This window comes from Enterobacter huaxiensis, from assembly GCF_003594935.2.
GTDB classification, from domain to species: domain Bacteria; phylum Pseudomonadota; class Gammaproteobacteria; order Enterobacterales; family Enterobacteriaceae; genus Enterobacter; species Enterobacter huaxiensis.
The window spans coordinates 1,048,733-1,063,445 of sequence record NZ_CP043342.1; the positions used below are offsets into that span (position 1 = coordinate 1,048,733).

Genomic DNA, 14,713 nt, shown 5'->3' on the forward strand with positions numbered 1-14,713 from the left:
CATGAGTCTGTTACTGGCAATACTTCAGGCGCTGGTGCTGTTCGCCGCTGCGCCGCTGCTGTCGGGCATCACGCGCGTGGCGCGCGCCCGAATGCACAACCGTCGCGGGCCCGGCGTGCTCCAGGAGTACCGCGATCTCTTCAAGCTGCTTTCTCGGCAGAGCGTGGCACCCGACGCCGCAGGCTGGGTCTTTCGCCTGACGCCGTTCGTGATGGTCGGCGTGATGCTGACCATCGCCACCGCGCTGCCGGTTGTGACGGTGGGCTCGCCGCTGCCGGCGCTTGGCGATTTGATTACGCTAATCTACCTCTTCGCCATCGCCCGCTTCTTCTTTGCGATTGCGGGCCTGGATACCGGTAGCCCGTTTACCGGCATCGGCGCCAGCCGCGAGGCGATGCTCGGCGTGCTGGTGGAGCCGATTCTCCTGCTGGGGCTGTGGGTTGCCGCGCAGGTCGCAGGTTCCACCCATATCAGCTTTATCACCGACACCGTTTACCACTGGCCTGTGGCGCGCTCGATCCCGCTGGTGCTGGCGCTCTGTGCCTGCGCGTTTGCCACCTTTATTGAGATGGGCAAACTGCCGTTCGATCTGGCGGAAGCGGAGCAAGAGCTGCAGGAAGGGCCGCTTACCGAATACAGCGGCTACGGCTTTGCGGTGCTGAAGTGGGGCATCAGCCTCAAGCAGCTGGTGGTGCTGCAGATGTTTGTCGGCGTCTTCTTCCCGTGGGGGCAGATGACCCACTTCTCCGCGGGCGGCCTGGTGCTGGCGGTTGTTGTTGCCGCCCTCAAGCTGCTGGTCGGCGTGCTGGTGATTGCCCTGTTTGAAAACAGCATGGCGCGCCTGCGTTTTGTGGAAACGTCACGCATCACCTGGGCCGGTTTTGGTTTTGCATTTTTAGCGTTCGTCTCCTTGCTGGTGGCGTGATTAAAGAGAATTTTTATGTCTGAAGAAAAGAAAGGTCAGCAGTATCTCGCCGCGTTGCATCAGGCTTTCCCCGGCGTGGTGCTGGAGGAGTCCTGGCAAACCAAAGACCAGATAACCGTCACCGTAAAGGTGAACTATCTGCCGGAAGTGGTGGAGTTTCTCTACTACCAGCAGGGCGGCTGGCTGTCGGTGCTGTTCGGCAACGACGAGCGCCAGCTGTGCGGCAACTATGCGGTGTACTACGTGATGTCGATGGAGCAGGGCGAGAAGTGCTGGCTTACCGTACGCGTCGAAGTCGACCCGAACAAGCCGGAATACCCGTCCGTCACGCCGCGCGTGCCCGCCGCCGTCTGGGGCGAGCGCGAAGTGCGCGATATGTACGGCCTGGTGCCGGTCGGCCTGCCGGACGAGCGCCGCCTGGTGCTGCCGGACGACTGGCCGGACGAACTCTACCCGCTGCGCAAAGACAGCATGGACTACCGCCAGCGCCCGGCGCCGACCACCGACAGCGAAACCTACGAGTTCATCAACGAGCTGGGCAGCAAGAAGAACAACGTGGTGCCGATCGGCCCGCTGCACGTCACCTCCGATGAACCGGGCCACTTCCGCCTGTTCGTTGACGGTGAAAACATCATCGACGCCGACTACCGCCTGTTCTACGTCCACCGCGGCATGGAAAAGCTGGCGGAAACCCGAATGGGCTACAACGAAGTGACGTTCCTCTCTGACCGCGTGTGCGGCATCTGCGGCTTCGCCCACAGCACCGCCTACACCACCTCGGTGGAGAACGGCATGGGGATCGTGGTGCCGGAGCGCGCGCAGATGATCCGCGCCATTCTGCTGGAGGTGGAGCGCCTGCACTCGCACCTGCTCAACCTCGGCCTGGCCTGCCACTTCGTCGGCTTTGACTCCGGGTTTATGCAGTTCTTCCGCGTGCGCGAAGCGTCGATGAAGATGGCGGAGATCCTCACCGGGGCGCGCAAAACCTACGGCCTGAACCTGATCGGCGGGATCCGCCGGGACCTGCTGAAGGACGACATGATCCAGACCCGCCTGCTGGCGCAGCAGATGCGCCGCGACGTGCAGGAGCTGGTGGACATGCTGCTCAGCACGCCAAACATCGAGCAGCGCACCGTCGGCATCGGCCGTCTTGACCCGGAAATCGCCCGCGACTTCAGCAACGTCGGCCCGATGGTGCGCGCCAGCGGCCACGCGCGCGACACGCGTGCCGATCACCCGTTCGTCGGCTACGGCCTGCTGCCGATGACCGTGCACAGCGAGCAGGGCTGCGACGTCATTTCGCGCCTCAAGGTGCGCATCAACGAGGTGTTCACCGCCCTGAACATGATCGACTACGGTCTGGATAACCTGCCGGGCGGCCCGCTGATGGTGGAAGGCTTCACCTACATCCCGAACCGCTTTGCCCTCGGCTTTGCCGAAGCGCCGCGCGGGGACGATATCCACTGGAGCATGACCGGCGACAACCAGAAGCTCTACCGCTGGCGCTGCCGCGCGGCCACCTACGCCAACTGGCCGACGCTGCGCTACATGCTGCGCGGCAACACGGTGTCCGACGCGCCGCTGATCATCGGCAGCCTCGACCCGTGCTACTCCTGCACCGACCGCATGACCGTCGTGGACGTGCGCAAGAAGAAAAGCCAGGTGGTGCCGTACAAAGAGCTTGAGCGCTACAGCATCGAGCGTAAAAACTCGCCGCTGAAATAAGGACTCGCCATGTTTACCTTTATCAAAAAAGTGATCAAAACCGGCACGCAGACCAGCAGTTACCCGCTGGAGCCGATGCCGGTGGATAAAAACTTTCGCGGCAAGCCGGAGCACAATCCGCAGCAGTGCATCGGCTGCGCGGCCTGCGTCAACGCCTGCCCGTCGAACGCCTTAACGGTGGAAACGGATCTCAAAACCGGCGAGCTGGCCTGGCAGTTCAACCTCGGGCGCTGCATCTTCTGCGGCCGCTGCGAGGAGGTCTGCCCGACGGTGGCCATTCGCCTGTCGCAGGAGTACGAGCTGGCGGTGTGGAAGAAAGCGGATTTTCTGCAGCAGTCGCGCTTTGAGCTGTGCAGCTGCCGCGTCTGCCAGCGCCCGTTCGCCGTGCAGAAAGAGATCGACTACGCCATCGCGCTGCTGCAGCACAACGTCGACGCCCGCGCGGAGCATCACCGGGAAAGCTTTGAAACCTGCCCGGAGTGCAAGCGTCAGAAGTGCCTGCTGCCGTCCGACCGTATTGATATCACCCGCCATATGAGAGAGGCCAGCTGATGGAAAACCTACTGGGCCCGCGCGACGCAAACGGCATTCCGGTGCCGATGACGGTGGACGAATCCATCGCCAGCATGAAGGCGTCGCTGCTGAAAAAAATCAAACGCTCGGCCTACGTCTACCGCGTGGACTGCGGCGGCTGCAACGGCTGCGAGATTGAGATCTTCGCCACCCTGTCACCGCTGTTTGACGCCGAGCGCTTCGGCATCAAGGTGGTGCCGTCCCCGCGCCATGCGGACATTCTGCTGTTTACCGGGGCCGTCACCCGCGCCATGCGCTCGCCCGCGCTGCGCGCCTGGCAGTCCGCGCCGGACCCGAAAATCTGCATCTCCTACGGGGCCTGCGGCAACAGCGGCGGCATCTTCCACGACCTTTACTGCGTCTGGGGCGGCACCGACAAAATCGTGCCGGTGGACGTCTACATCCCGGGCTGCCCGCCGACGCCTGCCGCGACGCTGTACGGCTTTGCGATGGCGCTCGGCCTGCTGGAGCAGAAAATCCACGCGCGCGAGCCGGGCGAGCTGGACAGCCAGCCCGCGGTCATTCTGCACCCGGACATGGTGCAGCCGCTGCGGGTGAAGGTTGACCGCACGGCGCGCAGGCTGGCGGGCTATCGCTACGGCCGTCAGATTGCCGACGACTATCTGCGCCTGCTGAGCCAGGGCGACCATCAGGTGGCGCGCTGGCTGGAGGCGGAAAACGATCCGCGCCTCAATGAGATCGTGGCAAACCTGAACAGCATCGTCGATGAGGCGCGTATCCGATGAGTGAAACGGTGGTGTTCAGCCAGCTGAGCCGTAAGTTTATTGATGAGAACGATGCCACGCCGGATGCGGCGCAGCAGGTGGTCTATTACAGCCTGGCGATTGGGCACCACCTCGGGGTGATCGACTGCCTGGAGGCCGCGCTTAGCTGCCCGTGGCCCGAGTACCTGGCGTGGATCGCCACGCTGGAGGAGGGCAGCACGGCGCGGCGCAAAATGGAGGGCGTGCCGAAATACGGCGAGATCGTCATCGATGCCAACCACATTGTGATGCTCGCCAACGCTTTTGACGCCGCGCTCGTCAGGCAAACCCCCGAGCAGCAGGCGTGGAGCAAAACGCTGCTCAGCATGCTGCATGATATTCATCACGAGAGCGCCATCTACCTGATGGTGAGGAGATTACGTGACTGACGTTTTACTGTGTGTCGGCAACAGCATGATGGGCGACGACAGCGCGGGCCCACTGCTGGCAGAGATGTGCGCCGCGAACCCGCAGGGCAGCTGGGTGGTTATCGACGGCGGCAGCGCGCCGGAAAACGACGTGGTCGCCATTCGCGAACTGCGCCCGGAGAGGCTGTTAATCGTCGATGCCACCGATATGGGGCTCAACCCCGGCGAGATCCGCCTGATTGACCCGGACGACATCGCCGAGATGTTTATGATGACGACGCACAATATGCCGCTGAACTACCTGGTCGATCAGATTAAAGACGACGTGGGCGAGGTGCTGTTTTTAGGGATTCAGCCGGACATTGTCGGGTTCTATTATCCGATGACGCCGCCGGTGAAAGAGGCGGTGGAAGTGGTCTATTCACGGCTAGCGGAGTGGGTTGGGGACGGAGGTTTTTCTCAGCTCTGAGCAGTGCCGGGTGGCGGCTTCGCCTTACCCGGCCTACCAAACCCATCTCCCTCTCCCTGTGGGAGAGGGCTGGGGTGAGGGCAACAGGCTACTCCAGATCCCCCCCGTTACTCGCAATCACCTTCTTATACCACCCGAACGATTTCTTGCGCCTGCGGTCCAGCGTGCCGTTCCCCGCGTCGTCGCGGTCAACGTACACAAACCCGTAGCGCTTGCTCATCTCGCCCGTTGAGGCCGATACCAGGTCAATGCAGCCCCAGGTGGTGTAGCCCATCAGCGGCACGCCGTCCTCAATGGCGTCGCCCATCGCGCGGATATGCTCGCGCAGGTAGCTGATGCGGTAGTCGTCGTTAATCTCGCCGTTGGCGTCAATTTCGTCTTTCGCGCCCAGCCCGTTTTCCACCAGGAACAGCGGCTTCTGGTAGCGGTCGTACATCATGTTCATGGTGATGCGCAGGCCGAGCGGGTCGATGCCCCAGCCCCATTCGCTCACCTGAATGTGCGGGTTGCGCAGGGACTTGACGATGTTCGCGGCGCTGGTGTTGCCCGCGTTCATGTCCGCCGACGCGCAGCGCGAGGCGTAATAGCTGAACGAGACAAAGTCGACGGTGTTTTTTAACAGTTCGTCGTCGCCGGGATCTTTCACAATCACCACGCCTTTCTCGCGGAACACGCGGGCAGAGTAGGCTGGATAACTGCCGCGCGCCTGCACGTCGATAAAGAACAGGTTCTCACGGTCTTTCTCCAGCGCCATCCACACGTCTTCCGGCTTGCAGGAGTACGGGTAGAAGTTCCCGCCCGCCAGCATGCAGCCGACCAGGTTTTCCGGGTTCACCTCGTGGGCAATTTTGGTCGCCAGCGCGCTCGCCACCAGCTCGTGGTGCGCGGCCTGGTATTTCACCTGATCTTCGTTTTCGCCTTCCTCAAACACCAGCCCCGCGCCGGAGAACGGGCTGTGCAGCATGATGTTGATTTCGTTGAAGGTCAGCCAGTATTTCACCAGCCCGTTGAACTCCTCGAAGCAGGTGCGGGCGTAGCGGGCGAAAAAATCAACCATCCTGCGGTTGCGCCACGAGCCGTACTCCGTCACCAGGTGCATCGGCACGTCGAAGTGGCAGAGCGTCACCAGCGGCTCGATGTTGTATTTTTTGCACTCCTCAAACACCGCGCGGTAGAAGGCAATACCCTCTTTGTTCGGCAGCGGCTCGTCGCCGTTCGGGTAGAGGCGGCTCCAGGCAATCGAGGTGCGGAACACCGTAAAGCCCATCTCCGCCATCAGGGCGATGTCTTCTTTGTAGCGATGGTAAAAATCAATCGCCTCGTGGCTTGGGTAAAACTCGTCCTCACGCAGCGAAAAATGCTTTTCCTTACCGACCTTCACCGCCAGGCGATTCGCGCCGTGGGGGATCATATCGACCGTCGTCAGCCCTTTGCCGCCTTCACGGTAAGCCCCTTCACTCTGGTTAGCGGCAAGCGCGCCGCCCCATAAAAATCCTTGTGGAAAAACAGACATTCTTACCTCGCTTTCAATTTATGCTTGTGCCGCTTTGGCCTGAACCGGTGCGGTCTGCAGGGCGCGCGCTTTTTCGGCGTCGTCTTCGACCGGAATATCCTCAAAGCCGAGTATCAGGGTCAGAACGAATGACAGCACCACCGCCAGCCCCATCACGCCAAACACCCAGACGATGGTCATTGGGTTGGCCGGGTCGAAGAACTGCACGCTGGTGAACAGCCCCGGTGCCGCCATTGAGTGGCTGGCAAGACCGGCCATGCCCGCTACCGCGCCGCAGATAAAGCCGCTGATCAGGCTCGCAATCAGCGGACGTTTCAGGCGTACCGCCACGCCGTACAGCGCCGGTTCAGAGATCCCCGCCATGATGGCGGAGGCCGCCGCCGCCAGCGCCGTCTGGCGCAGCTCCGGGTTTTTGGTTTTCCACGCTACCGCCAGCGATGAGCCGCCGAGCGACAGGTTGGCGCCGATTTCCGACGGCATGACCATCCCCTCTTTGCCCGTTTCGGCAATGGTTTGAATGATAGTCGGCGTAAACACGCGGTGCATCCCGGTCATCACCAGCAGCGGCCACAGCGCGCCCATAATGGCGACGGAGAGCCAGCCCAGATAGCCGTGAATGGTGTAGACCAGCGCGGAGATGGCGCTACCGATCCAGATCCCCAGCGGGCCAATCAGCACGATGGCGAGCGGGGCGGCAATCAGCACGATCAGCATCGGCTTGAGGAAGTTTTTCGTCACCGCCGGGGTGATGCGATCCACCCAGCGCTCGATATACGACAGGCACCAGGTCATCACCAGTGCCGGAATGACGGTATAGGTGTACTTCACCGCAGTCACCGGGATAAAGGCGAACTCCACGTGCTCGCCCTGCGCGGCTTTCGCCATCAGCTCGATAAAGCTCGGGTGCACCAGCACGCCCGCGATGGCGATCGCCAGCGACATGTTGGTTTTGAACTTCACCGCCGCCGAGGCCGCCACCATCAGCGGCAGGAAGAAGAACGCGCCGTCGCCGATGACGGTCAGAATGGTGAGCGTCGGCGCGCCTTTTGGCAGCACGCCGGTCATCTCGAGGATCATCGCCAGCAGCTTGACCATCGAGCCGCCGATAATCGCTGGGATCAGCGGGGACATGGTGCCGATCAGCGCGTCGAGGATCCCGGCGCCAATCCGGCGTAATGTCATTTTCTGCGGCCCTTCCGGTACGGCAGGCTGCAGGCTGGTTGGCAGCAGACTCACGACTTCGCGGTAGGCCTGAGAGACGGTGTTGCCAACGATCACCTGGCACTGGTTATCGTTGCGCACCACGCCGAGCACGCCGCTGATGCTTTTGAGGCGCGCGGCGTCGGTGAGGCTTTCGTCCTTCAGAACGAAGCGCAGACGCGTCATGCAGTGGGTGACGGCGACAATGTTCTCTTTGCCGCCCAGCGCGCTGACAACGTCGTTCGCCAGCGCGGCGTAATTTTTGGCCATCGGATGTGATCCTGTTATCGTTGTGAGAAATGTAGGAAACCGGTTCCACATAATCATCATGAGTTTCTTTGAACGAAACAAGATCGCTTTTTGACCATTTTTTCGTTTCGTGATGAAGATCGCAATGAGGCATTGAAAGCGTGATTTCGCCGCTGCGACAATTTTTTTGCAGTGCAGTACACTGCGCCCATCAGTTACAAACGGAATAACAACATGACCACGATGCTGGAAGTGGCGAAGCGGGCAGGCGTTTCGAAAGCGACGGTCTCCAGGGTGCTGTCCGGGAATGGCTACGTCAGCCAGGAGACCAAAGACCGGGTGTTTCAGGCCATCGAAGAGAGCGGCTATCGCCCCAATTTGCTGGCGCGAAACCTGGCGACCAGGCGTACCCAGACGCTGGGTCTGGTGGTGACCAACACCCTCTATCACGGCGTCTACTTTAGCGAACTGCTGTTCCACGCCGCGCGGATGACCGAAGAGAAGGGGCGCCAGCTGATCCTTGCGGACGGCAAGCACAGCGCCGAAGAGGAGCGCGAGGCCATTCAGTATCTGCTGGATATGCGCTGCGATGCGGTGATCATCTATCCGCGCTTTTTGAGCGTGGAGGAGATGGACGAGATCGTCGAGAAGTGCGAGCAGCCGATTATGGTGCTCAACCGCCGCCTGCGGAAACACAGCAGCCACAGCGTCTGGTCCGATCATAAAGCCTCCAGCCAGGAGGCGGTAGCGCAGCTGATTGCGAAAGGGCACCGGGATATTGCGTTTATCACCGGCTCGCTCGATTCCCCGACCGGGGTTGAGCGCCTTTCCGGCTACAGGGACGCACTGGCACAGCACGGTATTCCGCTGCGCGAGGGGCTGGTTGCGCAGGGGAAGTGGAACCCGGCCAGCGGCGCGGCGGCGGTGTCTGAACTGCTCGCTCGCGGCGAACGCTTTACGGCGCTGGTGGCGAGCAACGACGACATGGCAATCGGTGCCATAAAGCAGCTCCACGATAGCGGCATCGCCACGCCGCAGGCGGTATCGGTGGTTGGCTTTGACGACGTGGCCATCGCGCCGTATACGGTGCCGTCGCTCTCCAGCGTGCGCATTCCGGTGACGGAGATGATCAAAGAGACCATCAGCCGCCTGATCTTCATGCTCGACGGCGGCGATTTTACATTTCAGCAAACCTTCTCCGGTGAGCTTGTCCTGCGCGACTCCGTGATTGACGGCCCGCACCGCTGACGTCGACAGCCGTCATCGTCATAAGTGACGATGACGGCACCTCTGCCTTTTCTGTAAATCTAATTATTTCAATAGTTTAAAAACTGGCACGGTTTATGAATAGCTCCGCGCATGACTGTTATGCTGGAGAAGCAGATGAACCGTTTTATGATGGCCGATGCCAGTAAGTGTATTGGCTGCCGGACCTGTGAAGTCGCCTGTGTTGTTTCCCATCAGCCGGATCAGGATTGTGCCTCCCTGACTCCGGACGCTTTCCTGCCGCGTATTCACGTCATTAAGGGCGTGAATATCTCAACCGCCGCGATTTGCCGTCAGTGCGAAGACGCGCCGTGCGCCAACGTCTGCCCGAACGGGGCAATTAAGCGCGAGAAAGGCTTTGTGCACGTGATGCAGGAGCGCTGCATCGGGTGTAAAACCTGCGTTGTCGCCTGCCCGTACGGCGCGATGGAGGTGGTGGTACGCCCGGTTGTGCGCAACAGCGGCATGGGGCTGAGCGTGCGCGCAGAGAAAGCCGAAGCCAACAAATGCGACCTCTGCTACCACCGCGAGGCGGGTCCGGCCTGTATGGAAGCCTGCCCGACGCACGCGCTGGTGTGCGTGGATCGCGACAAGCTCGAACAGATGAGTGCCGAAAAGCGTCGACGTGCGGCATTCGACACCTCGTCGTCACTGCTGTTTTAACCTGCGATGAGCGGTAACGGCGTACAGCTGCGGGTGCGCGGCAAGGTGCAGGGCGTGGGGTTTCGGCCCTTCGTCTGGCAGCTTGCGCGCCAGCTTGAGCTAACGGGCGATGTCTGCAACGACGGAGAGGGCGTGCTGGTGCGCCTCGCGGGTAATGGGGGGGCCTTTACCGCGAGGCTGCATCAGGAGTGCCCGCCGCTGGCGCGCATTGATCGCGTTGAAACGCAGCCGTTCACCTGGGCGCAAGTGCCGGACGCGTTCGTTATCCGCCACAGCGCGGGCGGGGCGATGGACACCCAGATAGTGCCGGATGCCGCCACCTGTCCGGCGTGTCTGTCTGAAATGCGCGACCCCCGCGAGCGCCGCTATCGCTACCCGTTTATCAACTGCACCCACTGCGGCCCGCGGTTTACCATTATTCGCGCCATGCCCTATGACCGTCCGGCCACGTCGATGGCCGCATTTCCCCTCTGCGTGCCGTGCGAGACGGAATACCGTAACCCGGCTGACCGACGCTTTCACGCCCAGCCGGTGGCCTGCCCGGACTGCGGGCCAGCGCTGGAGTGGCGTGCGGGCGACACCCTGAGCACCCGAGACGCTGCGCTGCAGGCGGCGGTGGCGATGCTGAAAAACGGCGGCATCGTTGCGGTCAAAGGGCTGGGCGGTTTTCATCTCGTCTGTGATGCGCAAAACCCACAGGCGATACTGAAACTGCGATCACGCAAGCAGCGCCCGACGAAGCCGCTGGCGGTGATGATCCCGGATGCGGACGGCCTGCCGGCGTCTATCCAGACGCTGTTACGCTCCTCCGCTGCGCCGATTGTGCTGACGCCAAAAGCCTCTCTTTCCGCGTTCCCCGAGGAGATTGCGCCGGGACTGAACGCGATCGGGGTGATGCTTCCCGCGAACCCGCTGCAGCATCTTCTGATGATGGATTCCCGGCGACCGCTGGTAATGACCTCCGGCAACCTTAGCGGCAGGCCGCCGGCCATCAGCAACGAGCAGGCGATGGATGAGCTCAGCGACATCGCGGACGGCTTCCTGCTGCACAACCGCGACATTCTGCAGCGAATGGATGATTCGGTGATGGATCGGGACGGCGCGATGCTGCGCCGCGCGCGCGGTTTTGTGCCGGATGCCATCATGCTGCCTGCGGGTTTCGAGAATATACCCGCCATGCTATGCACCGGCGCGGAGATGAAAAACACCTTCTGCCTGGTGCGTGGCAACCAGGCGGTGCTGAGCCAGCATTTTGGCGACCTCGGCGACGAGGGGGTCGAAGCGCAGTGGCGCGGCGCGCTCTCGACGATGCAGGACATCTACGCCTTCCTGCCCGAGAAGGTGGTGTGCGACGCCCATCCTGGGTATCGCGCGCGCCGGTGGGCGCAGGCGCAGGCGCTGCCGGTCGAAACCGTGCTGCACCATCACGCTCACGCCGCGGCGTGCCTGGCGGAAAACGGCTGGCCGCGCGGCGGGGGCGACGTCATCGCGCTGACGCTGGACGGAATTGGCATGGGGGAAAGCGGCGCGCTGTGGGGCGGGGAGTGTCTGCGGGTCAACTACCTTGAGTGCGAGCGCCTGGGCGGGCTGCCTGCCGTTGCGCTGCCCGGTGGCGACCTGGCGGCGCGGCAGCCGTGGCGAAATTTGCTCGCCCACTGCCTGGCGTTTGTCCCTGACTGGCAGCGCTGCCCGGAAACAGGCGGCGTGCAATCACAAAACTGGCCGCTGCTGGCGACGGCGATTCAGCGCGGTGTTAATGCGCCGCTGGCCTCGTCGTGCGGCCGGCTGTTTGATGCGGTCGCCTGCGCGCTGGGCATCGACGCGCAGCGCTACGAAGGCGAAGCGGCGTGCAGGCTGGAAGCGCTGGCCTCGCGGTGCGCGGGCGTCGACCATCCGGTGACGCTGGACGCGGATAACCTCGCGCTTTTCTGGCAGCAGTGGCTGGCCTGGCAGGCAGAGCCCTGCGAGCGCGCGTGGGCGTTTCACGATGCGCTGGCAAAAGGGCTGGCGGAGCTCGCCGCGTCCCATGCCCGACGCTTGTCGCTGTCGACAATCTGCTTCAGCGGCGGCGTAGTACACAACCGCCTGCTGCGCGCGCGCCTGCGCGAGTATTTGGCGGATTTTACCCTCCTTTTTCCCCATCATCTGCCCGCAGGTGACGGGGCGATCTCCTTCGGGCAGGCGGTGGTTGCCGCTGCCCGGTCATGTTCACAAGGGATTTAAAATGTTACGACTCTTACGCAATGAACCTCGCGCAGCGCTCCTGCTGCTGGGACTGGTAATGGCTAATCTGCTCGCCTGGGGATGGGCGTGGCGCACGTTCAGCGGCAGCACGGCGCTGATGGCGGCGAGCCTGCTGGCGTGGTGCTACGGGCTGCGCCATGCGGTAGATGCGGACCACATCGCCGCGATTGATACCGTTACGCGTAAGATGATGCAGCAGGGCAAACGCCCGTCCGGCGTGGGGGCGTGGTTCTCGCTGGGGCACTCCACCATCGTGGTGCTGGCCTCCATCGCCATCGCCGCTACCGCGACGGCGTTTCAGAAAAACATGGCATGGTTCCACGAAACGGGCAGCCTGATTGGCACCGCCGTTTCCGCCACCTTCCTGCTGGCGATGGCGCTGGTGAACATGGTGATCCTGCGCGGCGTCTGGCGCAGTTTTCAGGCGCTGAAACACGGCAGGCCTGTGCAGGGCGACATCACGCTCCCTGCCCAGGGCGGCGTCATGAACTGGCTGTTTGGCAAAACCTTCCGCCTGGTGAATAAAAGCTGGCAGATGTACCTGGTCGGCTTCCTGTTCGGGCTGGGGTTCGATACCGCCACGGAAATTGGCGTGCTCGGGATCTCTGCCGCCAGCGCCTCCAGCGGGATGTCGGTATGGGCAATCATGATCTTCCCGGCGCTCTTTGCCAGCGGGATGGCGCTGGTGGATACCCTCGATAATCTGCTGATGGTGGGCGCCTACGGCTGGGCTTTCAATAAACCGCAGCGCAAGCTCTACTACAACATGACCATCACCGGGACCTCCGTGGTGGTGGCGCTGTTTATCGGCGGGCTCGAAGCGCTGGGCCTGCTGATGGATAAATTCTCCCTCAGCGGCGGCGTCTGGGATCTGATCGGCGCGGTCAATGACAACCTGGGCAACGCCGGATTCGTGGTGGTCGGGCTGTTCGTTGCCTGCTGGCTGGTCTCTATGGTCAACTACCGCTGGCGCGGCTACGACGCGCTGGTCGTGCGTTCCTGAGCGGGCGGCAGCCAGGCGCGGGTGAAATCAAGCCAGCCGCTGGCCGTCAGCACGATCCCCTGTACGTTTTCAAGGGTGTTGATGCGATAGCGATAGTGGAACAGCGGCGTGCAGGCGCCGCTTTCCAGCAGACGTTGAAAGAAGGCGGGAAGGCGTGTTCTCAGCGTTTCCTCGCTTTCGCAGTAGGCCATCAGCGTCTGCTTTGCTTTTTGCCAGGCGGTCTGCCCCAGCGCGGTGGCCCAGGCGGGCTCTTCGGTAAACCACTCTGCCAGCGCAAACTCCGGCACCTCACCTGCCAGATAGTCCCCCAGTAAAATATCCCCCTGCGCCAGCGCGTCGGGCGCGTGCCACTCTTCACGGTCTTTCCAGCGGACAGCGACGTCGCAGCCGCGCTTTTTCAGGCGCGTTTGCAGCATGCTGGCCAAATCGCTCAGCCCCGGCGTGTCATAACAGACAAGCGAAAGGGTGGCTGGCAGCGTCACTTCGCACGCATCGGGAAAGGCGGGCGTCGCGATGCCGGGCAGAATTTCCGTGCGGGTATCGACATCCTCCCGACGGAGGTGCTGTTGATTAATATGCTGAATTTCCTGACGCAGCCAGGCGGCCAGCGGCTGCGGCAGCCCGGCGTTCAGCATCAGCCAGGCAAACCCGCCGCTGGTGGAGGTGACGGACTCCCGGGCATTTTCACCTTTGCCCACGGTGATCCACGCGGGTTTTTCCGCCTCGCTACGGGTTCGCCAGAACTCTATCGCCTGCAGCAGCGGGTGCGCCGCAAAGTACCACGGCTGACGCTCAAGGCGCAGGTAGTGCGAGTGGTGATGGGCAATAGCAAAGGGGCCCGCGCCGATAGTCGGCTGCTGCGGATGCGGCAGGCGACAGGCGTGATGCGCGAGACGGTGCGCCAGCATGGCATCGGGCGCGTTAAGCGCGATCTCCAGACACCAGGGGGCGACAAGCGACACCGTTTGAACGTGCGCCAGCCCCGCGCCGCGCGCCGGATCGGCCAGCATCTGCTCAATTGCGCTGAGAATATCTTCATCGCTGATGGCCTGCCCGTTATGCCAGTGCGCCCCGCTGCGCAGGTAAAAGCGCCAGGTGAGCCTATCTTCGCTGGCTTCCCAGTGGTGGGCTAAATCGGGCTCGGGCTGCGGATGGCCGGGCGTATAGCGCGTCAGCCCCGCGTGAACCGCGCAGATAATATGCTGTTCCGCGCGTCGACGGTGAAGGGCGGGGTGCAGCGAGGAAAGCGGGCGATACCACGGAATGCGCAGCGTCGGCTGGTGCTTAAGCCATTTGCCGCCTAAAAACGGGGTGATGATATGATGCAGGCTCGCCGGATCGCCGTCGGCCAGCTGCAGCGCGCTCTGATAATCCCCCTTCTCCAGGCAGGCGTGCATCAGCGGTATGCTCAGCTCGCTGGTGGTAGCAAGGCAGTGCAGCGTAGCACGGTGTCCGCGCCCCGGCTGCGCGCGCCAGGTTAACCACCCGCTCTGCGCAAGCTGGCGTAGAAGCGTGCGGGCATGACGTTCGCTGCACAGCGCAACCTCGGCGACTTCCGCAATGGTCGTCGGCCTGGGCTCGGATCCGTAGTGCTGATAAAGCCGTTGATACTGACGGATTTTCTGAAGCTGGCGCATAGCGGCATACCGGTAAAAAAGGGATGCTGAGAGTGTAGGATTTTTTTGCGGAAGAAAAAGTGCTGGTTTACGTAAAGTGTTCCGGTTTTGCCCGGCGGCGCTGCGCTTGCGCGG

General features: G+C 62.4%; 13 protein-coding genes. 10 read left to right on the plus strand and 3 right to left on the minus strand.

The annotated features are described in order from the left end of the window. Position 1: 1 nt before the first annotated feature. From D5067_RS05070 to hycI, 6 genes are read left to right on the plus strand one after another with little or no spacing between them, the layout of a single operon-like run. Positions 2-925, plus strand: a complete 924-nt coding sequence (locus tag D5067_RS05070; protein WP_119935995.1) for a respiratory chain complex I subunit 1 family protein — start codon at positions 2-4, stop codon at positions 923-925. 15 nt (positions 926-940) lie between these two features. Further along, positions 941-2,650: a formate hydrogenlyase subunit HycE gene (gene hycE, locus D5067_RS05075; protein ID WP_119935994.1), complete on the plus strand. Its 1,710-nt coding sequence runs from the start codon at positions 941-943 to the stop codon at positions 2,648-2,650. A 9-nt stretch (positions 2,651-2,659) separates the two neighbouring features. Continuing rightward, positions 2,660-3,202 carry a formate hydrogenlyase complex iron-sulfur subunit gene (locus D5067_RS05080; RefSeq protein ID WP_119935993.1) on the plus strand — a complete coding sequence of 181 codons (543 nt, stop codon included), beginning with the start codon at positions 2,660-2,662 and terminating at the stop codon, positions 3,200-3,202. Continuing rightward, on the plus strand, positions 3,202-3,969 hold the full coding sequence (locus D5067_RS05085) for an NADH-quinone oxidoreductase subunit B family protein (RefSeq protein ID WP_119935992.1): 768 nt from the start codon (positions 3,202-3,204) through the stop codon (positions 3,967-3,969). Before D5067_RS05080 ends, D5067_RS05085 begins: the two co-directional genes overlap by 1 nt. After that, positions 3,966-4,376, plus strand: a complete 411-nt coding sequence (locus D5067_RS05090; protein ID WP_119935991.1) for a formate hydrogenlyase maturation HycH family protein — start codon at positions 3,966-3,968, stop codon at positions 4,374-4,376. The genes D5067_RS05085 and D5067_RS05090 overlap by 4 nt, the downstream gene beginning before the upstream one ends. Further along, complete coding sequence (gene hycI / locus D5067_RS05095) at positions 4,369-4,824, plus strand: hydrogenase maturation peptidase HycI (RefSeq protein ID WP_119935990.1); 456 nt, start codon at positions 4,369-4,371, stop codon at positions 4,822-4,824. Before D5067_RS05090 ends, hycI begins: the two co-directional genes overlap by 8 nt. An 88-nt stretch (positions 4,825-4,912) precedes the next feature. Here hycI and D5067_RS05100 read toward each other — a convergent pair whose 3' ends face one another. Both D5067_RS05100 and ascF read right to left on the minus strand, forming a co-directional pair. Continuing rightward, positions 4,913-6,337 (minus strand): 6-phospho-beta-glucosidase, encoded by a 1,425-nt coding sequence (locus D5067_RS05100; RefSeq protein ID WP_119935989.1) that lies wholly within the window; start codon positions 6,335-6,337, stop codon positions 4,913-4,915. 18 nt (positions 6,338-6,355) lie between these two features. Continuing rightward, positions 6,356-7,807, minus strand: a complete 1,452-nt coding sequence (gene ascF / locus D5067_RS05105) for a PTS cellobiose/arbutin/salicin transporter subunit IIBC (protein ID WP_119935988.1) — start codon at positions 7,805-7,807, stop codon at positions 6,356-6,358. Positions 7,808-8,020: 213 nt separating this feature from the next. On the opposite strand from ascF, the gene D5067_RS05110 reads away from it, so the two are divergent. The 4 genes from D5067_RS05110 (at position 8,021) to D5067_RS05125 (ending at position 12,962) form a co-directional block, all read left to right on the plus strand. After that, positions 8,021-9,034 (plus strand): LacI family DNA-binding transcriptional regulator, encoded by a 1,014-nt coding sequence (locus D5067_RS05110; protein WP_119935987.1) that lies wholly within the window; start codon positions 8,021-8,023, stop codon positions 9,032-9,034. A 135-nt stretch (positions 9,035-9,169) separates the two neighbouring features. After that, positions 9,170-9,715, plus strand: a complete 546-nt coding sequence (gene hydN / locus D5067_RS05115; RefSeq protein WP_119935986.1) for an electron transport protein HydN — start codon at positions 9,170-9,172, stop codon at positions 9,713-9,715. A gap of 6 nt (positions 9,716-9,721) precedes the next feature. Continuing rightward, positions 9,722-11,938 (plus strand): carbamoyltransferase HypF, encoded by a 2,217-nt coding sequence (gene hypF / locus D5067_RS05120; protein ID WP_119935985.1) that lies wholly within the window; start codon positions 9,722-9,724, stop codon positions 11,936-11,938. Position 11,939: 1 nt separating this feature from the next. Continuing rightward, positions 11,940-12,962, plus strand: coding sequence for a HoxN/HupN/NixA family nickel/cobalt transporter (locus tag D5067_RS05125; RefSeq protein WP_119935984.1), 1,023 nt, complete (start codon positions 11,940-11,942; stop codon positions 12,960-12,962). Here D5067_RS05125 and D5067_RS05130 read toward each other — a convergent pair. Then, entirely contained in the window at positions 12,935-14,599 is a 1,665-nt protein-coding gene (locus D5067_RS05130) for an SgrR family transcriptional regulator (protein ID WP_119935983.1), read from the minus strand. The two genes, D5067_RS05125 and D5067_RS05130, sit on opposite strands and share 28 nt — an antisense overlap. Positions 14,600-14,713: the final 114 nt, after the last annotated feature.